Genomic DNA, 26,284 nt, shown 5'->3' with positions numbered 1-26,284 from the left:
CCTAGAAGGACGCGGTAACCGAGGCGAAGTAGGCACGCCCGGCTTCGTTGTAGGTATTGGCCCCGGCTTCGGTGGCGTTGCCTTCGCGGTAGATGCGCTTGTCGAACAGGTTGTTGATGCCCATGCGCACGCTGTACTGCTCATTGAAGGCATAGCCGGCACTGACGCCCATCAGGCCGTAGGGGTCGATATCCTTCTGCGCCTGGCTGTCAATGGCGACGTTGCGCCGGGCGTTGTAGCTGGGGGATTCCTGGGTGCCGTAATAGGTGCCGCTGACCTGCAGCGACAGCTTCTCGGTGGCAGCCCAGTCCAGGCTGGTATTGACGGTGTACTCGGGGATGATGCTCAGCGGCTCGCCGCTGTCCTTGTCTTCGGACTCGATCATGTAGGTGAAGTTGGTGTTCCACTCCAGCGTCGGGCTGAGGGTGACGAACAGGTTGCCTTCAACCCCCTCGACCACCGCCTTGCCGGAGTTTTCCCAGTTCTGCACACGACGACCGTTGCTCAAACGAAACGCCGCATCGTTGCTGGAAACGATTTTGTTCTTGTAGTCATTGCGGAAGTAGGTCGCGCTGGTACGCCAGGTGCCTTTATCAAAGGCCAGGCCGATTTCCTTGTTGATACTGGTTTCCGGCTCCAGATCCGGATTACCGATCAGGTAGCAGCCACCGGCGTTGGCCTCGGCGGCGTTACAGCCAAAGCCCATGCTGTAGAGCAGGTAGTTGGGGTTGGACTGATACAGGTTGGGGGTTTTATAGGCCCGCGCAATACCGCCCTTGAGAGTCAGCTCATCGGTCAGCTTGTGGGAGGCGTTGAGGCTCGGGCTCCAGTTACCGCCGAACTCTTCATGGTCGTCGTAGCGCAGACCCGGGGTAACGATAGTGCGCGCGCCAAGCTCAATATTGTCCTCGGCGAACAGGGCAAAGCTGTGCGCGGTGGTCTTGGTCTGGTTGCGGTCAAAACCAGGAACTGCCGGCACACCACCGACACCTGGGTCCCAGGTTTGCGCACGCAGGGAACCTGGGTCATTCAGGCTTTCGTAGAGGTACTCACCGCCCAGGGTCAGCACCTGCGGCGCGCCCATCTCCAGCGGCAAGTTGACCTCGGCATTGGCGCGGGTGTTACGCAGACGAGACATAAACACCCCGGCACCCTCTGCCGGCGCGCCCTCGCCGCCCCCGGCCAGGCCTTCATTGAGGCGCTCGTTACGGGTGTAGTCATAGGCCAACGAGGCGGTAGAGCTGCCCCAGTCGTACTCGCCGTTATGCGTCAAGGCATAGCTGCTGCGCTGGATGATGTTGGTTTCCTTGCCATACAGCTGGTTCACGAACGCACCACCACCGTTAAGCATGGTGTCGCCGGCGTAGATGTTGCCCTGACGGCTGTAGGTGGCTTCCAGATCCAGGCTGTGGTCCGGGTTCAACTGCCAGCTGAGCAGGCCGCTGATGTCCTTGTTACGTACGCCTTCACGGCCCGCGACCAGAGTATCGGCACCCACCTGACGTTCGGCGTTGATGTCGGCATCGTCAGCATTGGTCTTGTTAGCGCCGCCATACAGGCGGAAGGCCAGGCTGTCGTTCAGCGCACCGCTGAGGTTGAAATTGGCACGCTGACCGGCGCCCTCGGCATCGTCTTCCGGCTGGATTGCATACAGGGTGACCGAGCCACGCAGCTGCTCGGTCGGCCGCTTGGTGATGATGTTCACCACCCCGCCCATAGCCCCCGAGCCATAGCGGGCAGCAGCCGGGCCGCGGAGGATTTCGATGCGCTCGACTTCTTCAGCCGGCACCCAGTTGGTTTCACCACGGGTATCACGATCACCCGTCCAGCCATAACGCACGGCGTTGCGTGAGCTGGACGGACGGCCATCGATAAGAATCAGGGTGTTTTCCGGGCCCATGCCGCGCAGGTCGATCTGGCGGTTGTTGCCCCGGCTGCCACTGGTGCTGTTGCCGGTCAGGTTGACCCCAGGCTCGCGGCGAATCACATCGGAGAGGTCATTGGCCGGCGGGCGCTTCTTGATGTCCTCGGCAGTAATGATCGACACACCCGGCGCCTGCTTGAGCTCCTGCTTGGCGGTGACCACGGCATCCTTGAGCTTGATCGCATCGGCGGGTTCGGCGGTTGCGCTCAGGGCATCCACCTCGACATCTACCACGTCAGCGGCAAACAGCGTGCAAGGGGAAAGACTGGCCGCAACGATGGCCAACGACAGATGACTGAGCTTGAATCGCGACTGCATGAACACCCTCTCCTGTGGCGAATGGTCCGCATACAGATTCAAGGGCTGGCAGCCACATGCTGCGCCAGCCCGGCCGGTACGCGGGAACGGCGCAGATGCTACTTATTCTTATTTGAGAGTAAAGTTCATTTACAATCTATACACTTTTCAATCGAAAATTCAGGCGCAGGCCTTCCCCCGTGTTCTCGGCCCACATCGCCCCGCCCTGCATCTGCATGGCACCTCGGGCAATCGCCAGGCCCAGACCAAAGCCATCACCACCGGGCCGGGCCGCCGACAGGCGAATAAAGGGCAAGAACATCTGCTCCAGCTCCGTGGCCGCCACGCCGCCACCCTGATCCTCCAGCCAGAACAGCCAATCACCTTGCTCCAGGCGTCCGCCCAGGCTGATCAGCGCGCCGGGGGGTGAATACCGGATGGCATTGCGCAAGCCATTCTCCAGCGCTTGCGCCAGCCCATTGAGATGCCCGCGCACACAGCAGTCCTCAGGTAGCAGACAACGTAGCTGGGCTTGCGGCCAGCCGCTTTCAAAGCAGGCATCCTCAACCAGCAACGCCCACAGTGATGGCAGGCTGATCGGTTCCAGCGGCGGTTGCGGACGCTCGGTACCCAGCCAGATCAGCTCCAGAGTGTCATCGACCAGGCGCTGCATGCCGCCGACTTCACGCTCCAGGCGCTGGCGCAGCTGCTCGGCATCCAGGCCACTTTCACAGGCCACCCGCAAACGGCTCAGGGGCGTGCGCAATTCATGGGAAAGATCGCGCAGTAGCTGACGTTGCAGGCTGAGCATGCCCTGCAGGCGCTCGGCCATATGGTCAAAAGCGCGGCCCAGCTCGCCCAGCTCATCCTGACGGGCACTGATCTGGCTTGCCATACGCACACTCAGCTGCTCTCCGCGCAGGGCGTTGGCCTGCTCACGCAGGTGCTGCAACGGGGTAATCAGCAGGCGATACAGCAAGGCACAGAGCAGCAGTGCCAGCCCACAGGGCAGCAGGCCGTGCACCAGCAGCTGGGCGTGCCAGGTAAAGCCTTCCGGCAGGAAACGCTCCGGTAACTCGATCACCAGCTGACCGTCCAGTGGCTGCTGCGGAAATGGCAAGGCAAGCACCGGCAGGCCACTGGCGCGCTTGCTCATCGGCCAGTCGATATGGCGCATGGCCGTAAGCCGCTCGGTTTCTGCCAGGCTCAAGGTCCGCGTGCCAAGGGCGCGCAAATCGCGGCCAAGCACCGTCAGCCAGACTGACTCGCGCTGCTGCATCTGCGTCTGCCAGCGCTCGACGCCTTCGGCACCGCCGCTGCGCCAGGCCTGCTCGGCTTCGGCGGCATAATCGAGCAGCAGCTGCTGCGCCGCCTCGCTGAGCAGATAACCGCGAAACTCGATGCGCCCACCCCAGGACCAACTGACCCAGATGATCAGCAGGCAGAAAGCCATAACCAGCAAAGCCAGCCGCCAGAACAGAGAGTGACGCCCAGGCATGCCTCAGACGCCCTCACGGGTGAACAGGTAGCYCTTGCCCCACACGGTTTCCAGGCGCCCAGCCGTGTAACCAAGGGCCAGCAACTTGCGCCGGATATGGCTGATATGCATGTCCAGGCTGCGGTCGTGCCGCGAATAAGCGCGGCGTAGCACCTGCTGATAGAGGAAGGCTTTGGTCATCAACCCTTCCGGATGGCGCACGAACAGCTCAAGCAGGCGAAACTCGGTCTGGGTCAGATCAGCCCATTGGCCGCGCAGGCACACATCCGTGCGTGAATCGTCAAACTGCAACTGCGGATCCAGCCCCGGCGCAGTAAATTCACGCCGCTCATAAGCCACCCGGCGCAGCACCGCCTCGATGCGCACTTTCAGCTCATCCATGCTGAACGGCTTGGGCAGGTAGTCATCCGCGCCCTGGCTGAAACCGGCAATCCGGTCCTGCTCGCCGCCCAACGCCGACATCAGAATCACCGGCACGCCGCGCTGTTCACGCAGGCTCTGCAATACCTGCAGGCCGCTGATGCCAGGCAGCAGAATGTCCATCAGGACCAAATCGAAGTCGCCCTCGGCCGCCAGCCGCAGCCCTTCACGGCCATCACCGCTGAGACTGACGCTGTAGCCGCTGTCCTGCAGATGCTGCTGCAAATGGCTGGCCAGCAGCGGATCATCTTCAACCGCAAGAATCCGCGCGGTTGGAAGGTTACAAGTGAGCACGAGCAATTCACCGATTCAAATGAGAATAATTCTACATACTAACTGCACCACACTCACCTACAGATTCTCACCGGCTGAATCGCTACACTGCCAAAACATCACCCAAGGAGGCAGCACGTGTTAAAGGATTTAGGCATCAAAGGCCGTGTGCTCATGCTCACCCTGTTGCCCACCAGCTTGTTGGCGCTGGTGTTGGGCGGCTATTTCACCTGGGTGCAGTTGTCCGGCTTGCAGGGGCAACTGTTGCAACGTGGACAGATGATCATCGAACAGCTCGCGCCATTGGCCGCACCGGCGCTGCATGCCGGTGACAGTGAGGTGCTGCAGCGCATTGCCAGCCAGGCACTCGATCAGCCGGATGTGCGCGCCGTAAGCTTCCTCGCCGCCGAGCGCAACACCCTGGCCCACGCCGGGCCAAGCATGCTCAACCCTTCGCCGGCAGCTGGCGAGCCGCAACCCGCACAGAACAGCAACCAGAACGCCACGCGTTTTCTGTTGCCGGTGTATCAGCAGCACCTGAGTCTGACCGGCAAGACCACTGAAGAACCAAGCACGCGGTTGCTGGGCTGGGTCGAGCTGGAGCTGTCGCACCACAGCACCCTGCTCAGCGGTTACCRCAGCCTGCTGGCCAGCCTGCTGCTGATCGCCACCGGGCTGATGGTCACCGCCCTGCTCGCCGTGCGCATGAGCCGCACGATCAACGACCCGCTGCGGCAGATCAAACAAAGCGTCGCCCAGCTCAAGGACGGCCACCTGGAAACCCGCCTGCCGCCACTCGGCAGCCATGAACTGGACGAACTAGCCTCGGGCATCAACCGCATGGCCGAGTCCCTGCAGAACGCCCAGGAAGAACTGCAACACAGCGTCGACCAGGCCACCGAAGACGTGCGGCAGAACCTGGAAACCATCGAAATACAGAACATCGAGCTCGACCTGGCGCGTAAAGAAGCCCTGGAGGCCAGCCGGATCAAATCCGAATTCCTCGCCAATATGAGCCACGAGATCCGCACCCCGCTCAACGGCATCCTCGGTTTCACCAACCTGCTGCAGAAAAGCGAACTGACGCCGCGCCAGCAGGATTACCTGGGCACCATCGAAAAATCCGCCGACAGCCTGCTGGCGATCATCAACGAGATTCTCGATTTCTCGAAGATCGAAGCCGGCAAGCTGGTCCTGGAAAATATCCCGTTCAACCTGCGCGATCTGCTGCAGGACACCCTGACCATCCTCGCCCCCGCCGCCCACGCCAAGCAGCTGGAGCTGCTCAGCCTGGTCTACCGCGACACGCCGTTGTCGCTGATCGGCGACCCACTACGGCTCAAGCAGGTGCTGACCAACCTGGTAAGCAACGCGATCAAGTTCACCCGCGCAGGCACCATCGTGATCCGCGCCATGCTCGAGGACGAAAGCGCCGACCGCGCGCAGCTGCGCATCAGCGTGCAGGACACCGGCATCGGCCTGTCCGATGAAGACCTGCGCGAGCTGTTCCAGGCCTTCAGCCAGGCTGACAACTCGCTCAGCCGTCAGGCCGGCGGCACCGGCCTGGGCCTGGTGATTTCCAAGCGTCTGATCGAACAGATGGGCGGCGAGATCGGCGTCGACAGCACCCCCGAGGAAGGCTCTGAATTCTGGATCACCCTGAGCCTGCCCAAGGCCCGCGACGATGCCGAAGACCTGCCGCGACCACCGCTGCTCGGCCGCCGCGCTGCCGCCCTGGAACACCACGACCTGGCGCGGCAGGCCCTGCAGCATCAACTGGAAGACTGCGGCCTTCAGGTCAGCGGCTTCGACAACCTCGACAGCCTGCTCAGCGCCGTTGCAGAGGCGCGGCATAGCGCTCAGCCAATCGAACTGGCGGTACTCGGCGTCAGCACCCAGACCTTGCCACCGGAGCGCCTCGACCAGCGCATCTGGGAGCTCGAACGCCTGGCCTGCAAGACCCTGCTGCTGTGCCCCACCACCGAACAGTCGCTGTACCACAGCCTATTGCCAGATGCTTACAGCCAGCTGCAGGCCAAACCGGCCTGTACACGCAAGCTGCAGCGGGGCCTGGCCGAGCTGGTCAGCCCACGGCAGAACCGCGCAGAGAACAAGCAGAGCGCCCCGAGCCGCCCGCCGCTGATTCTCTGCGTCGACGACAACCCGGCCAACCTGCTGCTGGTGCAAACCCTGCTGGACGACATGGGCGCGCAGGTGAGCATCGCCAACAGCGGCTATGAGGCCGTGGAGAAAGCCGCCGAGCAGACGTTCGACCTGATCTTTATGGACGTACAGATGCCCGGCATGGACGGCCGCCAGGCCACCGAGGCCATTCGCCAACTGGAAAACGAGCGCAACCAGGGCCCAGTGCCGATTGTCGCGCTGACCGCCCACGCCCTCGCCAACGAGAAGCGCGCCCTGCTGCAAAGCGGCCTGGACGACTACCTGACCAAGCCGATCAGCGAGCGCCAGCTGGCCCAGGTGGTACTCAAGTGGACCGGCCTGGCCCTGCGCAACCAGAGCGACGAACACACCGGCATCAGCGCCACGCACAACAACCTCAGCGTGTTGGATGCCGACGAAGGCCTGCGCCTAGCTGCCGGCAAGGCGGACCTGGCTGCGGATATGCTGAGCATGCTGCTGGCCGGCCTGCCCGGCGACCGTCAGGCCATTCGCCAAGCCCGTGACAGTGGCGAGCGCAATAGCCTGATCGAACGCGTACACCGTCTGCACGGGGCGACCCGCTACTGCGGCGTGCCGCAGCTGCGCGCCGCCTGCCAGCGCAGCGAAACCCTGCTGAAACAGAATGATCCGGCCGCCCAACAAGCCCTGGATGAGCTGGATGCCGCCATCGACCGATTGGCGCGGCACGCCCAGGTCAGCGCCTGATTCAGGCGCTGCGAAGCCACACGCCAAGGAGCCCCATGCGCATCATCCTGTTCAGCAGCAAGCCTTACGACCAACAGAGCTTTCGCGCTGCAGGTTTCCCGGACGACTGGCAGCTGAGTTTTCAAGAAGCCCATCTGCGCCCAGACAGCGCCGGTCTGGCGGCCGGTTACGAGGTGGTTTGCGCCTTTATCAATGACGACCTCAGCGCCCAAGTGCTGCAACAACTGGCCGCCGGCGGTACACGACTGATTGCTTTGCGCTCGGCCGGCTACAACCATGTCGACCTGCACGCCACGCACGCCCTCGGCCTGACAGTGGTACGAGTGCCCGCCTACTCACCGCATGCCGTCGCCGAACATGCCCTGGCGCTGATCATGACCCTCAACCGGCGCACTCACCGCGCCTTCAACCGCACCCGCGAGGGCGACTTCTCCCTGCACGGGCTGATCGGCTTCGATCTGCACGACAAACAGGTCGGCATTATCGGCGCCGGGCAGATCGGCCTGACCTTCGCGCGAATAATGGCCGGTTTCGGCTGCCAGCTGCTGATCCATGACCCGGCGCACATCGCCGAGCTACCTGCCGGCGCGCAGCAGGTCGGGCTGGATCAGCTGCTAGAAAGCAGCGACATCATCAGTCTGCACTGCCCGCTCAACACCGCCACTCACCATCTGATCAACGCCTCGCGGTTGCAGCAGATGCAGCGCGGCGTGATGTTGATCAATACCGGACGCGGCGCCTTGATTGATACCCCGGCACTGATCGGCGCGCTGAAAAGCGGGCAACTGGGCTATCTGGGCCTGGATGTTTATGAGGAAGAAGCCGAACTGTTCTTCGAAGATTGCTCAGAACAACCGCTGCAGGATGATGTGCTCGCGCGCCTGCTGAGCTTCCCCAATGTGCTGATTACCGCGCACCAGGGCTTTCTCACCCGCGAAGCCCTGGCGGCGATTGCCAGCACCACCCGCGACAATATCGCCGCCTGGCTGGGAAATGCGCCGATCAATCAGCTGCTTCCTGCCGCGTGATAGCATTTACGTTTAGGGTCTGTTGACGTTTCGTCGCGAGCCGCGTTGCTGCGAAAAATCTCGCCAGGCTAGGCGGAGGACGCAGGTAATGGTGTTCCCTTGCCAAGTCCTCCAACACCGCATGGTGAGATTTTTCGCGCAACCCGAAGGGCCGGGCCTGCTTTAGCGCGATACTGCGTTTCTCGACACTCATTTGGAACGACCAAACTTCGTGTCTCGTGCCTTGCCTCGCGCTAAAGCAGGCTCCGGCGCGGCCGCGAACGAAACGTCAACAGACCCTCTTGGAGGATTCATGGCTGAACACGACTTTCGCTACAACCTGCTCAACCCCGAGCACACCCTGATCGAATGCCGCGCACTGGCACCAGGCCGCTACCAGGTGACCGGCAATGGCGGCTCGATCCAGAGCGGCGACACCCTGCTGGTCACCCTCAAGGGCAGCCGTGAGCTGTCCATGCGCCTGCAGGCCGACAAGGTTCGTCACCTGATCAACCCGCGTGGCCAGTGGGTCGCCGTGGCCACTGGCCCGGCGTTCAAGGAGCTAGCGATCTTCAATTGGCAGGCCAACTGCGACAGCTGCAATGCGCAGCTGGACTTCGAGTTCGCCGTCGACGCCGCCCTCGGCAAAAAGGCCCAGGCGCCGGCCGCCGAAGCGCGAATCAAGGAACTGGGCTGGCAGTCGAAAAACGCCAAGCACCTGTGCCCGAAATGCATCAACAAGGAGGCTATATGAAACGCGTACTGACTATCAGCCTGCTGGCTGCCGGCCTCGTGGGCTGCGCCACATCCGCACCGCAGCTGGAAACCGAGCACAGTTACCAGGTGGAATGGATTGGCGAACGTCCACTGATCGACCGCAGCCATCTGACCATCACCCTCGGTGACGACGGCCGCGCCTATGGCAACGCCGGCTGCAACCACTGGTTTGCCGGCTACACCCTCGACGGCGACAAGCTCAGCTTCAGCGCCGCCGGCAGCACCCGCAAGATGTGCGCACCGGCGCTGATGGAGCAGGAAGCGCGCTTTCTCGACAGCCTGAGCAAGGTAGAGCGCTGGGACTTCTCCGCCACCGAGCAGCTGCAGCTGTGGCCCGCCGAAGGTAAGCCGCTGCGCCTGTGGCCTGAGAACAAATAGCCACGCAGCGTTGCTGAGTGCATAAAAAAGGGAGCCCGAAGGCTCCCTTTTTATTTGCGGCTGAAACTCAGTGAATGATCTGGCTGAGGAACAGCTTGGTACGTTCGTTCTGCGGGTTGGTGAAGAAGGCGTTGGGCTCGTTCTGTTCAACGATCTCGCCCTTGTCCATAAAGATCACCCGGTTCGCCACGGTGCGGGCAAAGCCCATTTCGTGGGTTACGCAGAGCATGGTCATGCCGTCTTCAGCCAGGCCGATCATGGTATCCAGCACTTCCTTGACCATTTCCGGATCGAGGGCCGAGGTCGGCTCGTCGAACAGCATGATCTTTGGCTTCATGCACAGCGCACGGGCAATCGCCACACGCTGCTGCTGGCCGCCAGAAAGCTGGCCTGGGTACTTGTGGGCCTGCTCCGGAATGCGCACGCGCTCGAGAAAGTGCATGGCAATCTCTTCAGCCTGACGTTTGGGCATCTTGCGCACCCACATCGGCGCCAGGGTGCAGTTTTGCAGCACGGTTAGGTGCGGAAACAGGTTGAAGTGCTGGAACACCATGCCGACTTCGCGACGCACCGCTTCGATGTGTTTGAGGTCGTGGGTCAGCTCGGTGCCATCCACCACAATGCGCCCCTGCTGGTGTTCTTCCAGACGGTTGAGGCAGCGAATGGTGGTCGATTTGCCCGAACCGGACGGCCCACACAACACGATACGCTCACCGGCCTGCACATTCAGGTTGATGTCTTTGAGCACATGGAACTGACCGTACCATTTGTGCACGCCCTGCATCTGGATCATGCCGTCAGCTGCTGCCGGCTGTTTGTTTGCTTCACTCATGCTTGCTTCATTCATGGCGTGGCTCCTAACGCTTGTGGCCGGTGTCCAGCTTGCGCTCCAGATGTTGGGAGTAGCGGGACATACCAAAACAGAAAATCCAGAAAATCAGCGCGGCGAATACATAGCCTTCAGTGGCCATGCCCAGCCAAGCCGGATCGGTGGTGGCTTGCTTGATGCTGTTGAGCAGGTCGAACAGGCCGATGATGATCACCAGGCTGGTGTCCTTGAACAGCGCAATAAAGGTGTTGACGATGCCAGGAATAACCAGCTTCAGGGCTTGCGGCAGAATCACCAGGCCCATCATCCGCCAGTAGCCCAGGCCCATGGCCGCAGCAGCCTCGTACTGACCCTTGGGAATCGCCTGCAGACCACCACGCACCACTTCGGCGATATAGGCCGACTGGAACAGGATCACCCCGATCAGCGCACGCATCAGCTTGTCGAAGGAGAGGCCCTCAGGCAGGAACAACGGCAGCATCACCGAGGACATAAACAGCACGGTGATCAACGGCACCCCGCGCCAGAACTCGATAAAGGTCACGCAGATCACGCGGATCGCCGGCATCTCCGAACGACGCCCCAGCGCCAGCAGAATGCCCAACGGCAAGGCGCCGGCAATACCGACAGCGGCGATCACCAGGGTCAGCATCAGGCCGCCCCACTGGCTGGTCGACACGGTCGACAGACCGAAGAAACCACCGTGCAGCAGCCAGTACGCCAACAGCGGGTAAACCACCAGGAAGCCCAGGCCATACATGGCCTTACGCGGCATCTGCGGTACGAACAGCGGTGCAGCACCGATGATCGCCAGCCACAGGGTCAGGTCAACGCGCCAGCGCAGCTCAGTCGGGTAGAAACCGTACATAAACTGACCGAAACGCTGCTGCACAAACACCCAGCACGCCCCGCCACTGGTGCAGTCGGCACGGGTGGTACCGGTCCAGTCCGCATCGATAAAGGCCCACTGGATCAGCGGCGGCATAATCAGCCACACCAGATACGCTGCGAACAGCGTCAGCAGCGTGTTGAACCAGCTGGAGAACAGGTTGGCACGCAGCCAACCGACCACACCGACGCTGAGCGCGGGTGGCGGTAGATCAGGTTTGAACGTATGAGTTTGCATGGCTGCTCCTTACCGCTCGATCAGCGCAATGCGCTTGTTGTACCAGTTCATCAGCATGGAAATGCTGATACTGATCGCCAGGTACACACTCATGGTGATGGCAATCACCTCGATCGCTTGCCCGGTCTGGTTGAGTACCGTACCGGCGAACAGCGAGACCATGTCCGGATAACCGATACCAGCGGCCAGCGAGGAGTTTTTCGCCAGATTGAGGTATTGGCTGGTCAGCGGCGGAATGATCACCCGCAGAGCCTGGGGAATAATCACTAGACGCAGCGTCTTACCAGCCGGCAGGCCCAGAGAGCGCGCCGCTTCGGTCTGCCCGTGGCTGACCGCCATGATCCCGGAACGTACGTTCTCGGCGATAAAGGCTGCGGTGTAGATGGTCAACGCCAGGGTCAGGGCCATCAGCTCAGGGATAAGCACCCAGCCGCCACGGAAGTTGAAACCCGTCAGCTCCGGCACACTCCACTGCAGCGGGTTGCCGCCCAGCAGAATCGCCAGCCCCGGCAGGCCGATCAGCAGCGGAATAGCCCCCAGAGACACCGGGAACAGCTGACCAGTGGCTTCAAAACGCGCCTTCGACCAGCGCGCCAACAGCACCACGCCGATGATCGCCACGATCACCGCACCGGCAAACAGGCTGAAGCTGTCCGTCGGGCTTGGAGCCGGCATATACAGGCCACGGCTGTTGAGGAAGAACGTCTCGCCAACGCCCATGCTCTGCCGCGGTCCTGGCAGGGAGAGCATAACGGCGAAGTACCAGAAGAAGATTTGCAGCAGCGGCGGGATATTACGGAACGTCTCGATGTACACGGTGGCCAGCTTGCTGACCAACCAATTCGGCGACAGACGCGCCACACCCAGCAGGAAACCCAACAGCGTCGCCAGGACAATACCAATCACCGACACCAACAAGGTGTTGAGCAGGCCCACCACGAAAACACGCCCATAGGAGTTGCTTTCGTTGTAGTCGATCAGGTGCTGGGCAATGCCGAAACCGGCGCTGTTATTAAGAAAGGAAAACCCGGAGGTGATCCCGCGTTTCTCCAGGTTGGTCTGGGTGTTATCAAACAGAAACCAGCCGAGCGCCACAACGGCGATAACGGCAAGAATTTGAAATAGCCAGGCACGCGCCTTGGGGTCGGTCCAGACCGATCCACCGGGGCGCGGGACATTTGCAGTGGTTTGCATAGGAGCCCTCTTGGAACCCTCATGCCCGCATCAGCGGGCATGAGGTTCACATCAATCAGAACAATGCCAGCCACTCAGGACGAGCGGCTGGCAGCGGACGGTCAGCGCACCGGCGGTGCGTACTGCAGACCACCCTTGTTCCACAGGGCGTTGAGGCCACGTTCGATCTTCAGCTCGCTGCCGGTACCGACGTTGCGCTCGAAGCTTTCGCCGTAGTTACCCACTTGCTTGACGATCTGTACGGCCCAGTCTTTCGGCAGTTTCAGATCTTTGCCGAATTCACCTTCAGCGCCGAGCAGACGAGCTACGTCGGGGTTCTTGGTGGATTTGGCTTGCTCTTCGACGTTGGCCGAAGTCACACCCAGCTCTTCAGCGTTAACCATCGCGTAGAGCGACCAGCGCACGATGTCAAACCACTCTTCGTCACCCTGGCGTACGACCGGGCCCAGTGGCTCTTTCGAGATCACTTCCGGCAGTACCACGTAGGATTCCGGATCGGCCAGTTTGATGCGCTGTGCGTACAGCTGCGACTGGTCAGAGGTCAGCACGTCGCAACGGCCGGCTTCAACCGATTTGGCGCTCTCGTCGGAGGTATCGTAGGTGATCGGGGTGTACTTCAGGTTGTTGGCGCGGAAGTAGTCGGAGAGGTTCAGCTCGGTGGTGGTACCTGCCTGGATGCAGACAGTTGCGCCGTCGAGTTCTTTAGCGCTGGAAACGCCGAGTTTCTTGTTAACCAGGAAGCCTTGACCGTCGTAGTAGTTCACGCCGGCAAAGTTCAGACCCAGGCCGGCATCGCGCGAGCTAGTCCAGGTGGTGTTACGCGAGAGAATGTCGACTTCGCCAGACTGCAGCGCAGTGAAGCGCTCTTTAGCGGTCAGCGGGCTGTACTTGACCTTGGTGGCGTCACCGAATACTGCAGCAGCAACTGCGCGGCATACGTCAACGTCGAGGCCCAGGTAGTTACCCTTCTCATCGGCGTAGGAGAAGCCAGGCAGACCATCGCTGATACCGCACTGTACGAAACCTTTCTTCTGGATCGCGTCCAGAGTAGCGCCTGCTTGAGCAAAACTGCTGACACCGAGAACAGCGGCGGTGGTCAGTACTGCCAATGTGGATTTCACCATCTTCATTAAAACCTCCAGTTGCTTTTGTTGTGTTTGGAGTCTCGGTTCTACCACCGTACCCTTATGGGGCTCGTTGACTGTGTTGGCAGCAACACACTCAACCGGGGATCAAACCTTAGCGCGAGTTTAGTTGCCGATTGCTCCAGCGGCCATAAACTCTCACCCGCCCATTATTTGAATGGGCTAGAGACAGATAGCAAGTGACTTGTCGCACAGCATGCAGCGCCTGGCGAACCTGTGAAACGCCGGCAAAGGCATTTCAGTCTGCTCCGTGCCCAGTTTGGTGGCAGTGTTACCACTACCAGGCAACGTCATCAGTCCCTAGGGTGTATAGCAAGGCCCGTACCAGCGCCGCGCTTTGAGCACCATACGGACAGGTCAAGAGCAAAACTTGCACCCTGGCGACAACTTCTTTCTAGAATCGCCACCCCCTAAATTTTCTCGCGCACTAAATCAGCGCGCGCGCACCACAGCGGAGCCTCAGATGAGCGAACCCTTGATTCTTCAGCCCACACTTGCCGCAGACTCGTGCGTCATTTGGTTGCACGGCCTGGGTGCCGACCGCTACGACTTTATGCCGGTTGCGGAGATGCTCCAGAAGCGCTTGCACAGCACCCGCTTCGTTCTGCCCCAAGCGCCGACCCAGGCGGTAACCATCAACGGCGGCTACGCCATGCCCAGCTGGTACGACATTCTGGCCATGAGCCCGGCACGCGCGATCAACCGCGAGCAGCTGGAAGCCTCGGCGCAACAGGTAATCGCGTTGATCGAAGCGCAGCGTGACAGCGGCATTGATCCTGCGCGTATCGTTCTCGCCGGCTTCTCCCAAGGCGGCGCGGTGGTGCTGCACACCGCTTTCCTGCGCTGGCAGTTCGCCCTCGGCGGGGTGATGGCTCTGTCGACCTATGCACCGACCTTCAGCGACGACATCCAGCTGGCGGATACAAAAAAACAACTGCCGGTCCTGTGTTTGCATGGCACATTCGACGACATAGTTCTGCCGGCCATGGGCCGCGCAGCCCATGACTACCTGAGTGCCTCTGGCGTCAGCGTGCAATGGCGTGATTACCCGATGGGCCACGAAGTGGTGAATGAGGAAATCCGCGACATCACCGACTGGCTGGAGCAACGGTTCACCAGTTGACTGTCTGCGAGCGAAAACATCTATGCCTGCCATCCCTGCGATCAAGACCCTGCGTGATATCCAGCTGATTGAGCAAACCCCGCTGGCCGAGCGCGACCTTCCGGCCAGTACCTATGAGCTGATCCGCCGCAGCGCAGCGCGGCAAGCGGATGCCCCGGCACTTTCGTTTATCCTCCAGGGCACGGCAGATGAGGCGGCTTACCGCCTCAGTTATGGGCAACTGCTGGGTAAGATCACCCAGACCGCCAACGCTTTCCACCGCCTGGGCCTGCGCCCAGGCAAGGCGGTGTCGTTTCTGTTACCCAACCTGCCGCACACCCACTTCACCATCTGGGGCGGCGAAGCGGCCGGGATCGTCAATGCGATCAACCCGCTGCTCGACCCGGAACATATCGCCGAGCTGATTCAGGCCTCGGATTCCGAGCTGCTGGTGACCCTGGCGCCCTTCCCCGGCACCGACCTGTGGGCCAAGGTCGAAGGCCTGCGCAAGCAACTGCCAGCGCTCAAGGCAATTATCTGTGTGGACATGGCCAACCTGCTGCCGGAGCCACAGCGCGCCGCCATCAAGGCGCAGCGCGGGCCATTGCCGGACGGCGTGCTGGATTTCGATGAACTGATCGCCAGCTGCCCGGATGATCACCTGGAAAGCGGCCGCGTCATCGCACCCGACGACATTGCCAGCTACTTCCACACTGGCGGCACCACCGGCACGCCGAAACTGGCGCCACATAGCCACGGCAACGAAGTGGCCATGGCCTACAGCATGAATCTGGTTACCGGCTTCGCGCCGGGCGATGTCACCCTCTGCGGCCTGCCGCTGTTTCACGTAAACGGCGTGATTGTTACCGGCCTCACCGCTTTTATCGGCGGCGCCGAAGTGCTGCTGGCCACCCCACAGGGTTATCGCAACCCCAACCTGATCGGCAATTTCTGGACGATCATCGAACGCCACAAGGTCAGCTTCTTCAGCGGCGTACCGACCATCTACGCCGGCCTGCTGCAGGTACCGAGCGAAGGCCATGACCTCCGCTCGCTGAAATACGCATTGTGCGGCGCCGCACCGATGCCGGTGGAGCTGATCCGCCAGTTCGAAAGCAAAACCGGACTGACCCTTATCGAAGGCTACGGCTTGACCGAAGGCACCTGCGGCAGCTGCGCCAACCCGCCTGCTGGCGAGCGCCGCCCCGGCTCCATCGGCCTGCCGATGCCCTATTGCGAGGTGAGCATCAAAGTGCTCGATGAACAGGGCGACTACCTGAGAGAGGCCGGCCGCAATGAAATCGGCAACCTGTGCATCCGTGGCGCCACGGTGTTCAAGGGTTACCTGCAAACCAGCAAGAATGCCGGCATCTGGATCGACGGAGACTGGTTCAATACCGGTGACCTGGGCCGCGTCGACGCCGACGGCTATATCTGGCTGACCGGGCGCAGCAAGGATTTGATCATTCGCGGCGGCCACAATATCGACCCACAGATGATCGAAGAAGCGCTGCACAAGCACCCTGCTGTGGCCATGGCCGCAGCCGTCGGTAAGCCTGATGAGAAAGCCGGCGAACTGCCGGTGGTGTATGTGCAACTCAAGCCCGGCGCTGAAGTTAGCGAAGCCGAGCTGCTGGCCCATGCCGCCGAGCACATTCCCGAGCGTGCGGCGATCCCCAAGGATGCCTGGATCATCGACACCATTCCGCTGACTGCCGTGGGTAAAACCTTCAAACCGGCGCTGCGCTTCGATGCCATCGCGCGCGTATACCAAGCTGCACTGGCAGAGCTGGATGCACGCCTGCGCGTGGAGGTGCTCAGCGACGACAAGCGCGGCCAGGTCGCGCATATCCATCTGCCGGCTGGTGAAACCGCGCTGGCCGACGCCATCACTCAACGTCTGTCCGGCTTCGCCGTGGCCATAGAACTGCACCCCGCCGCGTAAGCAAGTGCTGGCGCAAGGATCGCGCCAGAATTGTGACCAACCATTCAACTTCAAGACCACTGGTCGCCCGTGCGTCTGACAAGGATTGTCAGGCCTCAGACAGCGGAATATGTTCAGGCATGGTGTTCGCCCTTAATGCAGGGAGCGTTAGCGATGCCCAACTTTCCCAACTCACAGTCACACCTGCCAATCCGATGAAAAACGCCAAGTGGCAGGCCGACCTGCAACAACTTCGCCATCTGCGACTGTTCAATAACGTCGCCGCCAGCAGCATCAGCCAGCTGCTCAAGGAATTTCGTGCCTGCGATCTGGAAGCCGGCGAAGTCTTGCTGTCGCCCTTCAACCGCAACCAGTACCTCTACCTGCTACTTAAGGGCCAACTCAAGGTCTATCTCGGCTCGCTCGACAGCCAGGCCGTCAGCACCCTGAGCGTCGGCGACTGCGCCGGCGAAATCAGCTTTATCGACAATGAACACCCGTCTGCCTATGTAGTGGCGACCGAGCCCTGCTGCGTGCTGCGCCTGCACCGCGAATCACTGTTCAACCTGTTCCGGCAATCACCCGAACTGATGCAGAACATGCTCGAACTGCTTTGCGACCGTGTGCGCAAAGGCAACCGGATCATCCTCGACAGCGAGCAGACCGCCAATATCGACGCCCTCACCGGCGCCTATAACCGCCGCTGGCTGGAACATATCTTCGAGCGCGAAAGCACCCGCAGCGCCTTCAATGGCAAACCGCTGTGCATGCTGATGCTCGATGTCGACCACTTCAAAGCCTACAACGACCAGCACGGCCACCTCGCCGGCGACTATGCCCTGTGCCTGGTGGCGCACACCCTGCGTAATCAGCTGCGCCCCAAGGACAGCCTGACCCGCTACGGCGGCGAAGAATTCGTCATCCTGCTGCCGGAAATCGGCATCGACGAGGCCCGCAGCATCGGCGAGCGACTGCGCCTGGCACTACGCAATGTCAGCTCGTTCCACTCACCGATTGGCGTGCTGCCGGGAGTGACCGTGTCCATTGGCCTGGCGCAGATGCAGCCCAAGGACAGCCTGCAAGGCGTGATCGCCCGCGCCGACAGCGCGCTGTATCAAGCCAAGCAGCAAGGCCGCGACTGCCTCTGCGGTTAGCTTGTAGCGCTGCCCCCAGCCATCACATTTCCCTCCACTCTTGCTAGAGTGCTGCGCATAACAACAACGCCCGGATGGCACCTTAATATGCGCAAAATTCTGATCGTCCTGCTGATAATCCTGTTGATCGCTGCGGGTAGTGTGCTTGCCCTGCCCTCCTTGCTTGACCGCAAGATGAACAGCGTCGAATCCCCCGCCCCCTATCCCGCCAGCGAGCCGGCCAAGCAGCTGCATCAACAGCTGTTTATCGCCGACCTGCATGACGACGTGCTGTTGTGGGAGCGCGACCTGCTCAAGCGCTATGACTTTGGCCACTCCGACCTGCCGCGCATGCTCGAAGGCCGCCTTGGCCTGCAGGTGTTCTCCACCGTGACCAAGACGCCGCGCGGCATCAACTATGAAAGCAATAGCGGCGAGACCGACAACATCACCCTGCTGGCCATGGCCCAGCGCTGGCCCAAGGGAACCTGGGGCAGCCTGCTGCAACGCGCCCTCTATCAGGCGCAGAAACTCAATGAAGCCAGTGCCAACAGCGACGGCCGCCTAGTACTGATCAAAACCCGCAGCGACCTCGCCAACTTTGTCAGCGCCTGGCAGAAAGACCCGCAGCGTGTAGCGGCAATTCTCGCCACCGAGGGCCTGCAACCGATCGAGGGCAAACTGGAGAACGTCGACGTACTCTATGACGCCGGCTTTCGCATCACCGGCCTGACCCACTTCTTCGATAACGAAATCGGCGGCTCGGCCCACGGCCTGGAAAAAGGCGGCCTGACCCCGCTGGGCCGGCAAGTGATCAAGCGTCTGGAAGAAAAAGCCATGCTGATCGACCTGGCCCACGCCTCGCGCCCGCTGATCGATGACGTGCTGGCCATCAGCACCCGCCCGGTATTGGTCTCCCACACAGGCGTGGAAGGCACCTGCAAAGGCCCGCGCAACCTCAGCGACAAACACCTGAAAGCCATCGCTGCGACTGGCGGAGTTATCGGCATCGGCTACTGGGATGCTGCCGTCTGCGCCACCTCGGTCGAGGCCATCATCAAGGCAATCCGCTATACCGCCGACTTGATTGGCGTGCAGCACGTGGCGCTGGGCTCGGATTTCAACGGCACCATCCATGCGCCGTTTGATGTAACGGGCTTGCCGCAACTGACCGAAGGCTTGCTCAAGGCCGGTTTTAGCCACGCGGACATTGCCGCCATCATGGGCGGTAACGTGCAGCGCTTGCTGCTTGCCAGCCTTCCCGGAAATTGAGTAAAAATCAGCCAATCACTGCCATCCGGCGCGGCACTTCGCCGCGCCGGCTTCTTGCTTTACACTGGCGACCGTTCACTCCTTAACCAATTGATGAGATGACCGTGCTCAAAGCACTCAAGAAAATATTCGGCAAAGCCGAGGGCGAGCAGCCCAGCCCAGCAACTCCGTCACCTGTAACGCCCAGCGCACCGCGCGTCCAGCCTGACGCCAACGCTGACAAACCCAGCCGCAGCGCCTCACCGCGCCCCACTGAAGCCGCTGAAAAACCGTTACAGAGCAAGGAAAAACCGGCGAAACCGCGCCGCGAACGCCCTGCCAAACCAGTCGACACCTGGAAACTGGAAGACTTCGCCGTAGCTCCGGCCGAGGGCAAAACCCGTTTTCATGACTTCAAGCTCTCCCCCGAGCTGATGCATGCCATCCATGATCTGGGTTTCCCGTATTGCACGCCGATCCAGGCGCAGGTGCTGGGTTACACCCTCAGCGGCCGTGACGCCATTGGCCGCGCCCAGACCGGCACGGGCAAAACCGCCGCCTTCCTGATCTCGATCATCACTCAGCTGCTGCAAACCCCACCGCCGAAAGAGCGTTATATGGGCGAGCCGCGCGCGCTGATCATCGCGCCGACCCGTGAGCTGGTGGTGCAGATCGCCAAGGACGCCGCGGACCTGACCAAATACACCGGCCTCAATGTGATGAGTTTTGTCGGTGGCATGGACTTCGACAAACAGCTCAAGCTACTGGAATCGCGCTTCTGCGACATTCTGGTAGCCACCCCGGGCCGCTTGCTCGACTTCAACCAGCGCGGCGAAGTGCATCTGGATATGGTCGAAGTGATGGTGCTCGACGAAGCCGACCGCATGCTCGACATGGGCTTTATCCCCCAGGTGCGCCAGATCATCCGCCAGACCCCGATGAAGGGCGAACGCCAGACTCTGCTGTTCTCCGCGACCTTCACCGAAGACGTGATGAACCTGGCCAAGCAATGGACTACCGAGCCTGCCATCGTCGAGATCGAGCCGGAAAACGTCGCCAGCGATACCGTCGAGCAGCACGTCTATGCCGTGGCCGGCAGCGACAAATACAAGCTGCTGTACAACCTGATCACCCAGAACGACTGGATTCGCGTGATGGTCTTCGCCAACCGCAAAGATGAAGTGCGGCGCATCGAAGAACGCCTGACCCGTGACGGCATCAGCGCCGTACAGATGTCCGGTGATGTACCGCAGCACAAACGCATCCGCGCCCTGGAAGGCTTCCGTGAAGGCAAGATCCGCGTGATGGTCGCCACCGACGTAGCCGGCCGCGGCATCCACGTCGACGCGATCAGCCACGTGATCAACTTCACCCTGCCGGAAACCCCGGACGACTACGTGCACCGCATCGGTCGTACCGGCCGCGCCGGCAGCAGTGGTACGTCGATCAGCTTTGCCGGCGAAGACGACGCCTACGCCTTGCCTGCCATCGAGGCGCTGCTGGGCCGCAAGATCGCCTGCGAAATGCCGCCGGATGAGCTGCTCAAGCCGGTCCCGCGCAAGCACTGATCCCTGCGCAACTAAAAAAGGCGAAGCCCTGCGGCTTCGCCTTTTCTATTTTCAGCGCCGCTGTCAGGGCGCAAATAACTCCAGCTGTTCGTGCTTACCGCGCAGGTCATGCAAGCGCACGCCAACGCCGAGCAGGCGCACCGCCTTGTTGCCACGGGCAAAGGCGGCGCTCATAAGCCGCGTATAACTCTCCAGATCACGCCGCGCGCCGCCCTGCTCCAGGGTGGTCTGGCTGAAGTCGTGAAACTTGATTTTGACGAACGGCTTATCCGGCCGATAACTCGAATCAAGCCGGGCCATACGGGTGGCCAGTTGCTCCAGCAGCGCCGGCAACTGCTCCAGGCAGGCGGCCAAGTCCGGCAAATCCTTATCAAAGGTGTTTTCTACGCTGACCGACTGACGCCGACTGTCGTTATGCACGACTCGCTCATCAATCCCGCGCGCCAGCCCCCACAAGCGCTCGCCGAAACTGCCGAACTCCTTAACCAACGCCAGCTTGTTCCACTCGCGCAGGTCGCTACAGGTACGAATGCCCAAACGCCCGAGCTTGTCGGCTGTGACCTTGCCCACGCCATGCAGCTTGCTCACCGGTAAGGCGGCAACAAAATCCTCAACCTGATCCGGAGTGATAACAAAGAGGCCATTAGGCTTCTTCCAGTCGCTGGCGATCTTGGCCAGGAACTTGTTCGGCGCCACGCCCGCCGAGACGGTGATATGCAGCTCCTGCGAGACCCGCCGACGAATATCCTGGGCGATGCGCGTGGCGCTGCCAGCAAAGTGCGGGCTGTCGGTTACATCCAGGTAGGCCTCATCCAGCGACAAGGGTTCGATCAGCTCGGTGTAATCGCGAAAGATCGCCTGAATCTCCCGCGACACTGCCTTATAGGCATCCATCCGTGGTTTGACGATCACCAGGTCGGGGCACAACTTCAGCGCTTGGCCGGAAGCCATGGCCGAACGCACACCATAACTGCGCGCCTCATAATTACAGGTGGCAATCACCCCGCGCCGATCCGCCGAACCACCGACCGCCAAGGGCTTGCTGGCCAGGCTCGGGTCATCCCGCATCTCAATTGCCGCGTAGAAGCAGTCGCAATCGACGTGGATTATTTTACGGCTGCTCATTGCCAGGTCTACCAACCCTGCTGCTACTGCTCAGCTGAACTAACAGGCGCTGCCGGCTTGGCCTCGCTCGCCGCATCCTCAGACTTGCCCATATAAGACTGGATAATCAGGATAACAATCAGCATAAAAGCCGCCAGCGGCACCAACTTGGTCTTCGCCGCCACGGCAGCCCCGCAACCCGGACAGGTCTTGGCATCAGCTGGCACCTGAGCACCACAGGCTTTGCATTCAACGCTCATAACTTTCCTCCCATTCAATGGGCACGGACTCTAGCCCAACAGCCCGGTTGCGGGCTATGCCGAAAGCAAAGCTGTCCGCCCAATCAGGCTCTAGCGCAGGGTTCTACAGAGAAAACCCACTCAGCACGCGGCTAAGCACCTGAATAAAAACAACTTCTAGCCACCTTTAGGTTGACAAGGAGCATTTAGACGCTAGAATTGGCGCCGCGGGATGGAGCAGTCTGGTAGCTCGTCGGGCTCATAACCCGAAGGTCGTCGGTTCAAATCCGGCTCCCGCAACCAGATACTCAGAAAAGGCCACTCAATCGAGTGGCCTTTTTTGTTTCTTGTGCCCTATGGCAGCCCTCCCTCGCCGGGCCCATCGCTGCGCGACATCAAAGACTGCCCCTGCGATTTTTTGTTTCTCCGCCAACGCATCATTTAAGTTATTGATTAAACAGCAACAATCAATTGACAAAAGATCATTCCTATATAGAATGGCCGGCGCGGGATGGAGCAGTCTGGTAGCTCGTCGGGCTCATAACCCGAAGGTCGTAGGTTCAAATCCTGCTCCCGCAACCAGATACTCAGAAAAGGCCACTCAATCGAGTGGCCTTTTTTGTTTCTCCTGCCTGCACAATCTAAGCATTTGATTAAAAACACTATTTTGTTGACAGCACGTGATTTCTATATAGAATGGCCGGCGCGGGATGGAGCAGTCTGGTAGCTCGTCGGGCTCATAACCCGAAGGTCGTAGGTTCAAATCCTGCTCCCGCAACCAGATACTCAAAAAGGCCACTCAATCGAGTGGCCTTTTTGTTTGTGCGCGATTTAAGTGATCCAGCTCAACAGCTCAGGCATTGCCTGCCTACATCGGAACAGGTCATCGCTTATCGCCTCGATGCTCACCCTGGGGCGTATCCTGGCTACACAGACCAACCACCCCACTACCAAGACGACGCTCAGCGCTGGTCAATTGCCAGCGCCGCCGCTAGAATTGCGCACTTTTTGATCAGAGGCGCGCCAAGCGCCCAGCATCCATCCGTACACGCCTGAGGTTAACGCCATGTCCACCCCCGCCACGCCGAAAGTCGGCTTCGTTTCACTCGGTTGCCCCAAGGCACTGGTGGACTCCGAGCGCATCCTGACCCAGCTGCGCATGGAAGGTTATGAAGTGGTGTCCACCTATCAGGACGCCGACGTGGTGGTGGTCAACACCTGCGGCTTTATCGACAGCGCCAAGGCCGAGTCGCTGGAAGTCATCGGTGAAGCCCTGGCCGAAAACGGCAAGGTCATCGTCACCGGCTGCATGGGCGTGGAAGAAGGCGCAATTCGCAACGTACACCCCAGCGTGCTCTCGGTGACCGGCCCGCAGCAATACGAGCAGGTACTCAACGCCGTGCATGAAGTGGTGCCGCCAAAGCAGGACCACAACCCGCTGATCGACCTGGTGCCGCCACAGGGCATCAAGCTCACGCCGCGCCACTACGCCTACCTGAAGATTTCCGAAGGCTGCAATCACAGCTGCAGCTTCTGCATCATCCCGTCGATGCGCGGCAAGCTGGTCAGCCGCCCGGTCGGCGACGTGCTCAGCGAAGCCGAGCGCCTGGTCAAAGCCGGCGTCAAAGAGCTGCTGGTGATTTCCCAGGACACCAGCGCCTATGGCGTGGACGTGAAGTACAAGACCGACTTCTGGAACGGCCAGCCGGTGAAAACCCGCATGACCGAAATGTGCGAAGCGCTCTCCAGCATGGGCGTTTGGGTGCGCCTGCACTACGTCTACCCCTACCCGCACGTCGACGAGCTGATCCCACTGATGGCCGCCGGAAAAATCCTGCCGTACCTCGACATCCCCTTCCAGCACGCCAGCCCGAAAGTGCTGAAAGCCATGAAGCGCCCCGCCTTCGAAGACAAGACCCTGGCGCGCATCAAGAACTGGCGCGAAATCTGCCCGGAACTGACCATCCGCTCGACCTTTATTGTCGGCTTCCCCGGCGAAACCGAAGAAGATTTCCAATACCTGCTCGACTGGCTGACCGAAGCCCAACTCGACCGCGTTGGCTGCTTCCAATACTCGCCGGTAGAGGGCGCGCCCGCCAACCTGCTCGACAACCCGGTACCAGATGACATCAAGCAGGACCGCTGGGACCGCTTTATGGCTCACCAGCAAGCCATCAGCACCGCCCGCCTGCAGCTCAAGGTTGGTAAGGAAATGGACGTGCTGATCGATGAAGTCGACGACCAAGGCGCAGTCGCCCGCTGCTACGCCGACGCCCCGGAAATCGACGGCAGCGTGTTTATCGCCAGCACCAACGTCAATCCGGGCGACAAGGTTCGCGTGCGCATCGTCGATGCCGATGAATACGACATGTGGGCCGAGCTGATCTAAGCGTCACGCAGCTACGCGCAGAACCCTAGAGCCCCGCCCCGTGCGGGGCTTTTGCTATCCGCTCAACATGCATAACCGAAGCGACTTTCCCGGCCTAAACACGATCAAGCGGACTGATGACTCCCAAGCCGCCACGATTGAGCACATGGGTATAAATCTGCGTCGTTTTCACATCCGCATGACCGAGCAACTCCTGCACCGTGCGGATGTCCTGACCACTTTCCAGCAGATGAGTCGCAAATGAATGGCGAAAGGTGTGTGGCGTCGCCGGCTTGATGATCCCAGCACGCCTTACCGCCTCGCGCACTGCGCGCTGAATGGTTTTCTCATGCAGGTGATGACGGAAGATCCCTTCGGAACGCGGGTCCTGCGAACGATTGGCTGACGGAAACACAAACTGCCACCCCCACTCCGCCGCCGCATTCGGGTACTTGCGCGCCAACGCGAACGGTAAGTTGGCTCGGCCAAAGCCCTCCGCCAGATCGGTGCGATGCAAAGCAGCGACTTTGAGCAGATGCTCCTGCAACGGCAACACCAAACGCTGCGGCAGCATGGTCACGCGATCCTTCTGCCCCTTACCATCACGCACCAGAACTTCACCACGGGCAAAATCGACGTCCTTGACCCGCAGTCGCAACGCCTCCAGCAAACGCAGCCCAGCGCCATAAAGCAGATTGACCACAATCCACTGCACACCTGACAACTCTACCAACACCCGCGCCACCTCATCGCGGGTCAACACAACGGGCAAGTGCTTGGACTTTTTGGCGCGGACGATGTCATCAAGCCAAGGCAATTGCATATCCAAAACATGCTTATACAGAAACAACAGCGCCGCCAACGCCTGATTCTGCGTCGAGCCTGATACATTTCTGGCGACGGCCAGATGGGTCAAAAACGCCTCAATCTCCGCAGCGCCCATTTCAGCGGGATGTCGATAGCGATGAAACCGTATGTAGCGTTTCACCCACTCGGCGTAGACAGCCTCGGTACGAATCGAATAGTTTCTCAAACGAATCTGCTGGCGCACCTGCACCAACAATTTTGGCTTGCCGTCATCCATGTCGTGTTGCTCCCTGATTGATGTCGCGTTTGTCACGACCTCTTCCAAGCTAGACAAGGACTTGCAGAACGACAAGGAACGTTATCCGACATTCTGCCGGATATTGTGCGACAGCAATGTCGTCTAATTATAGTTAGAGGCCACATCAATGTCCGGCGTTTTCCGCATCAGACTAATGTTCGAGTGGGGCGGAGGTTCTTTGTGGTGTGGAAATGAAGCAGCACTAAAAGAGTTTGATGTCGGCCCAGTGGAAGACAAATTACCTCTAAGCAATGCAATGCTCGAACGATTAAATGCATTATCGCACTGGCACGACACCGCCTTAAATTGGGAATACCCACCCGATCCGGGGCCTTGGAGTCCCGATGAATACGCAAAATTTGAGGCGGTAGCACTCGCTTTCTTATCGGAGCTTCAAGCAGAGCTTGGCCCTGAATTTGAGATCATTTATGAACCGAGCTAGGTGCCCTCTAACAASTGGTTCAAATCGTTCGCTTCGCTCACTGGGACGGGCTAAAGCCCGCCCCTTAACCAAACGTTATGATTCAGTCTTGGAATAATCTTGTGGCAGCAATATTTTTCATATACATCGCCAGCACTATGTATACCTACATTGGCTTTGAAGCATTACTTTATCTTCAACGAGGCAGGACAAAGCTTCAGACAGTAAGAGCTTTCAGAGTATTGACTTGGTTTTTTACTATTTCAGCCTTGGCTGTTCCAGTATTTATCGAGAAAAAAATTGAAGAAAATT

General features: G+C 60.3%; 22 protein-coding genes and 3 tRNA genes. 15 read left to right on the top strand and 10 right to left on the bottom strand.

Annotation, left to right across the window (positions count from 1 at the left end; all coding sequences use genetic code 11):
- Position 1 precedes the first annotated feature (1 nt).
- From P3C18_RS19645 to P3C18_RS19635, 3 genes are all read right to left on the bottom strand, one after another.
- Positions 2–2,242 carry a TonB-dependent siderophore receptor gene (locus P3C18_RS19645; protein ID WP_275963482.1) on the bottom strand — a complete coding sequence of 747 codons (2,241 nt, stop codon included), beginning with the start codon at positions 2,240–2,242 and terminating at the stop codon, positions 2–4.
- 136 nt (positions 2,243–2,378) lie between these two features.
- A complete protein-coding gene (locus P3C18_RS19640) occupies positions 2,379–3,719 on the bottom strand; it encodes a sensor histidine kinase (protein WP_275963481.1) in 1,341 nt (446 codons plus the stop codon).
- Between the two features lie 3 nt (positions 3,720–3,722).
- Positions 3,723–4,433 (bottom strand): response regulator transcription factor, encoded by a 711-nt coding sequence (locus P3C18_RS19635; RefSeq protein ID WP_275963480.1) that lies wholly within the window; start codon positions 4,431–4,433, stop codon positions 3,723–3,725.
- 117 nt (positions 4,434–4,550) lie between these two features.
- Between P3C18_RS19635 and P3C18_RS19630 the strand changes: the two genes are divergently transcribed.
- From P3C18_RS19630 to P3C18_RS19615, 4 genes are all read left to right on the top strand, one after another.
- Entirely contained in the window at positions 4,551–7,301 is a 2,751-nt protein-coding gene (locus P3C18_RS19630; RefSeq protein WP_275963479.1) for an ATP-binding protein, read from the top strand.
- A 35-nt stretch (positions 7,302–7,336) separates the two neighbouring features.
- On the top strand, positions 7,337–8,329 hold the full coding sequence (locus P3C18_RS19625; RefSeq protein WP_275963478.1) for a 2-hydroxyacid dehydrogenase: 993 nt from the start codon (positions 7,337–7,339) through the stop codon (positions 8,327–8,329).
- 292 nt (positions 8,330–8,621) lie between these two features.
- Positions 8,622–9,062, top strand: coding sequence for a hypothetical protein (locus P3C18_RS19620; RefSeq protein ID WP_160087615.1), 441 nt, complete (start codon positions 8,622–8,624; stop codon positions 9,060–9,062).
- Positions 9,059–9,463, top strand: coding sequence for an META domain-containing protein (locus P3C18_RS19615; RefSeq protein WP_275963477.1), 405 nt, complete (start codon positions 9,059–9,061; stop codon positions 9,461–9,463). Before P3C18_RS19620 ends, P3C18_RS19615 begins: the two co-directional genes overlap by 4 nt.
- 67 nt (positions 9,464–9,530) lie before the next feature.
- Here the strand turns inward: P3C18_RS19615 and P3C18_RS19610 are convergent, their stop codons facing one another.
- The 4 genes from P3C18_RS19610 to P3C18_RS19595 form a co-directional block, all read right to left on the bottom strand.
- Positions 9,531–10,295 (bottom strand): amino acid ABC transporter ATP-binding protein, encoded by a 765-nt coding sequence (locus P3C18_RS19610; RefSeq protein WP_275963476.1) that lies wholly within the window; start codon positions 10,293–10,295, stop codon positions 9,531–9,533.
- A 25-nt stretch (positions 10,296–10,320) separates the two neighbouring features.
- A complete protein-coding gene (locus tag P3C18_RS19605) occupies positions 10,321–11,418 on the bottom strand; it encodes an amino acid ABC transporter permease (RefSeq protein WP_275963475.1) in 1,098 nt (365 codons plus the stop codon).
- A gap of 9 nt (positions 11,419–11,427) precedes the next feature.
- Positions 11,428–12,612 carry an amino acid ABC transporter permease gene (locus P3C18_RS19600; RefSeq protein ID WP_275963474.1) on the bottom strand — a complete coding sequence of 395 codons (1,185 nt, stop codon included), beginning with the start codon at positions 12,610–12,612 and terminating at the stop codon, positions 11,428–11,430.
- A gap of 101 nt (positions 12,613–12,713) precedes the next feature.
- On the bottom strand, positions 12,714–13,742 hold the full coding sequence (locus P3C18_RS19595) for an amino acid ABC transporter substrate-binding protein (RefSeq protein WP_275963473.1): 1,029 nt from the start codon (positions 13,740–13,742) through the stop codon (positions 12,714–12,716).
- 478 nt (positions 13,743–14,220) lie between these two features.
- Here P3C18_RS19595 and P3C18_RS19590 point away from each other — a divergent pair, with 478 nt between their 5' ends.
- From P3C18_RS19590 to rhlB, 5 genes are all read left to right on the top strand, one after another.
- Positions 14,221–14,880, top strand: coding sequence for an alpha/beta hydrolase (locus tag P3C18_RS19590; RefSeq protein ID WP_275963472.1), 660 nt, complete (start codon positions 14,221–14,223; stop codon positions 14,878–14,880).
- A gap of 22 nt (positions 14,881–14,902) precedes the next feature.
- Entirely contained in the window at positions 14,903–16,804 is a 1,902-nt protein-coding gene (locus tag P3C18_RS19585; RefSeq protein ID WP_275963471.1) for an acyl-CoA synthetase, read from the top strand.
- A gap of 194 nt (positions 16,805–16,998) precedes the next feature.
- Complete coding sequence (locus tag P3C18_RS19580) at positions 16,999–17,937, top strand: GGDEF domain-containing protein (RefSeq protein ID WP_275963470.1); 939 nt, start codon at positions 16,999–17,001, stop codon at positions 17,935–17,937.
- An 87-nt stretch (positions 17,938–18,024) separates the two neighbouring features.
- The gene (locus P3C18_RS19575; protein WP_275963469.1) at positions 18,025–19,188 is read left to right on the top strand and encodes a dipeptidase; all 1,164 of its coding nucleotides are present in this window, start codon (positions 18,025–18,027) and stop codon (positions 19,186–19,188) included.
- 104 nt (positions 19,189–19,292) lie between these two features.
- Positions 19,293–20,735, top strand: a complete 1,443-nt coding sequence (gene rhlB, locus P3C18_RS19570) for an ATP-dependent RNA helicase RhlB (protein WP_275963468.1) — start codon at positions 19,293–19,295, stop codon at positions 20,733–20,735.
- A gap of 63 nt (positions 20,736–20,798) precedes the next feature.
- Here rhlB and dinB read toward each other — a convergent pair whose 3' ends face one another.
- Together dinB and P3C18_RS19560 are read right to left on the bottom strand one after the other, a co-directional pair.
- Entirely contained in the window at positions 20,799–21,860 is a 1,062-nt protein-coding gene (dinB, locus tag P3C18_RS19565; protein ID WP_275963467.1) for a DNA polymerase IV, read from the bottom strand.
- A gap of 23 nt (positions 21,861–21,883) precedes the next feature.
- Entirely contained in the window at positions 21,884–22,099 is a 216-nt protein-coding gene (locus P3C18_RS19560; RefSeq protein WP_275963466.1) for a zinc ribbon domain-containing protein, read from the bottom strand.
- Positions 22,100–22,304: 205 nt separating this feature from the next.
- Between P3C18_RS19560 and P3C18_RS19555 the strand changes: the two genes are divergently transcribed.
- The 4 genes from P3C18_RS19555 (at position 22,305) to rimO (ending at position 24,467) form a co-directional block, all read left to right on the top strand.
- Positions 22,305–22,381, top strand: a tRNA-Met gene (locus P3C18_RS19555).
- A 202-nt stretch (positions 22,382–22,583) separates the two neighbouring features.
- A tRNA-Met gene (locus tag P3C18_RS19550) sits at positions 22,584–22,660 on the top strand.
- 122 nt (positions 22,661–22,782) lie between these two features.
- Positions 22,783–22,859 (top strand) — tRNA-Met (locus tag P3C18_RS19545).
- A 285-nt stretch (positions 22,860–23,144) separates the two neighbouring features.
- The gene (rimO, locus tag P3C18_RS19540) at positions 23,145–24,467 is read left to right on the top strand and encodes a 30S ribosomal protein S12 methylthiotransferase RimO (RefSeq protein WP_275963465.1); all 1,323 of its coding nucleotides are present in this window, start codon (positions 23,145–23,147) and stop codon (positions 24,465–24,467) included.
- A 94-nt stretch (positions 24,468–24,561) separates the two neighbouring features.
- On the opposite strand, the gene P3C18_RS19535 is transcribed toward rimO, so the two are convergent.
- Positions 24,562–25,530: an integron integrase gene (locus tag P3C18_RS19535; protein ID WP_275963464.1), complete on the bottom strand. Its 969-nt coding sequence runs from the start codon at positions 25,528–25,530 to the stop codon at positions 24,562–24,564.
- A 148-nt stretch (positions 25,531–25,678) separates the two neighbouring features.
- Here P3C18_RS19535 and P3C18_RS19530 point away from each other — a divergent pair, with 148 nt between their 5' ends.
- Positions 25,679–25,993 carry a hypothetical protein gene (locus tag P3C18_RS19530; protein WP_275963463.1) on the top strand — a complete coding sequence of 105 codons (315 nt, stop codon included), beginning with the start codon at positions 25,679–25,681 and terminating at the stop codon, positions 25,991–25,993.
- Positions 25,994–26,094: 101 nt separating this feature from the next.
- Positions 26,095–26,284 (top strand): hypothetical protein (locus tag P3C18_RS19525; protein WP_275963462.1); only part of this gene is annotated, 190 nt, incomplete at its 3' end.

Origin of the sequence: Pseudomonas sp. 1928-m, assembly GCF_029269135.1 — a bacterium.
GTDB lineage: Bacteria > Pseudomonadota > Gammaproteobacteria > Pseudomonadales > Pseudomonadaceae > Aquipseudomonas.
The sequence above is the reverse complement of the archived record's forward strand: the minus strand, read 5'-3'. Positions and strand labels throughout refer to the sequence as shown.

What these genes read in the sequence shown, in the direction of transcription:
- P3C18_RS19645 (WP_275963482.1), bottom strand. Translation starts at nt 2,242, where the DNA reads ATGCAGTCGCGATTCAAGCTCAGTCATCTGTCGTTGGCCATCGTTGCG.
- P3C18_RS19640 (WP_275963481.1), bottom strand. Translation starts at nt 3,719, where the DNA reads ATGCCTGGGCGTCACTCTCTGTTCTGGCGGCTGGCTTTGCTGGTTATG.
- P3C18_RS19625 (WP_275963478.1), top strand. Translation starts at nt 7,337, where the DNA reads ATGCGCATCATCCTGTTCAGCAGCAAGCCTTACGACCAACAGAGCTTT.
- P3C18_RS19620 (WP_160087615.1), top strand. Translation starts at nt 8,622, where the DNA reads ATGGCTGAACACGACTTTCGCTACAACCTGCTCAACCCCGAGCACACC.
- P3C18_RS19615 (WP_275963477.1), top strand. Translation starts at nt 9,059, where the DNA reads ATGAAACGCGTACTGACTATCAGCCTGCTGGCTGCCGGCCTCGTGGGC.
- P3C18_RS19610 (WP_275963476.1), bottom strand. Translation starts at nt 10,295, where the DNA reads ATGAGTGAAGCAAACAAACAGCCGGCAGCAGCTGACGGCATGATCCAG.
- P3C18_RS19605 (WP_275963475.1), bottom strand. Translation starts at nt 11,418, where the DNA reads ATGCAAACTCATACGTTCAAACCTGATCTACCGCCACCCGCGCTCAGC.
- P3C18_RS19600 (WP_275963474.1), bottom strand. Translation starts at nt 12,612, where the DNA reads ATGCAAACCACTGCAAATGTCCCGCGCCCCGGTGGATCGGTCTGGACC.
- P3C18_RS19595 (WP_275963473.1), bottom strand. Translation starts at nt 13,742, where the DNA reads ATGAAGATGGTGAAATCCACATTGGCAGTACTGACCACCGCCGCTGTT.
- P3C18_RS19590 (WP_275963472.1), top strand. Translation starts at nt 14,221, where the DNA reads ATGAGCGAACCCTTGATTCTTCAGCCCACACTTGCCGCAGACTCGTGC.
- P3C18_RS19585 (WP_275963471.1), top strand. Translation starts at nt 14,903, where the DNA reads ATGCCTGCCATCCCTGCGATCAAGACCCTGCGTGATATCCAGCTGATT.
- P3C18_RS19580 (WP_275963470.1), top strand. Translation starts at nt 16,999, where the DNA reads ATGAAAAACGCCAAGTGGCAGGCCGACCTGCAACAACTTCGCCATCTG.
- P3C18_RS19575 (WP_275963469.1), top strand. Translation starts at nt 18,025, where the DNA reads ATGCGCAAAATTCTGATCGTCCTGCTGATAATCCTGTTGATCGCTGCG.
- dinB (WP_275963467.1), bottom strand. Translation starts at nt 21,860, where the DNA reads ATGAGCAGCCGTAAAATAATCCACGTCGATTGCGACTGCTTCTACGCG.
- P3C18_RS19560 (WP_275963466.1), bottom strand. Translation starts at nt 22,099, where the DNA reads ATGAGCGTTGAATGCAAAGCCTGTGGTGCTCAGGTGCCAGCTGATGCC.
- rimO (WP_275963465.1), top strand. Translation starts at nt 23,145, where the DNA reads ATGTCCACCCCCGCCACGCCGAAAGTCGGCTTCGTTTCACTCGGTTGC.
- P3C18_RS19535 (WP_275963464.1), bottom strand. Translation starts at nt 25,530, where the DNA reads ATGGATGACGGCAAGCCAAAATTGTTGGTGCAGGTGCGCCAGCAGATT.
- P3C18_RS19530 (WP_275963463.1), top strand. Translation starts at nt 25,679, where the DNA reads ATGTCCGGCGTTTTCCGCATCAGACTAATGTTCGAGTGGGGCGGAGGT.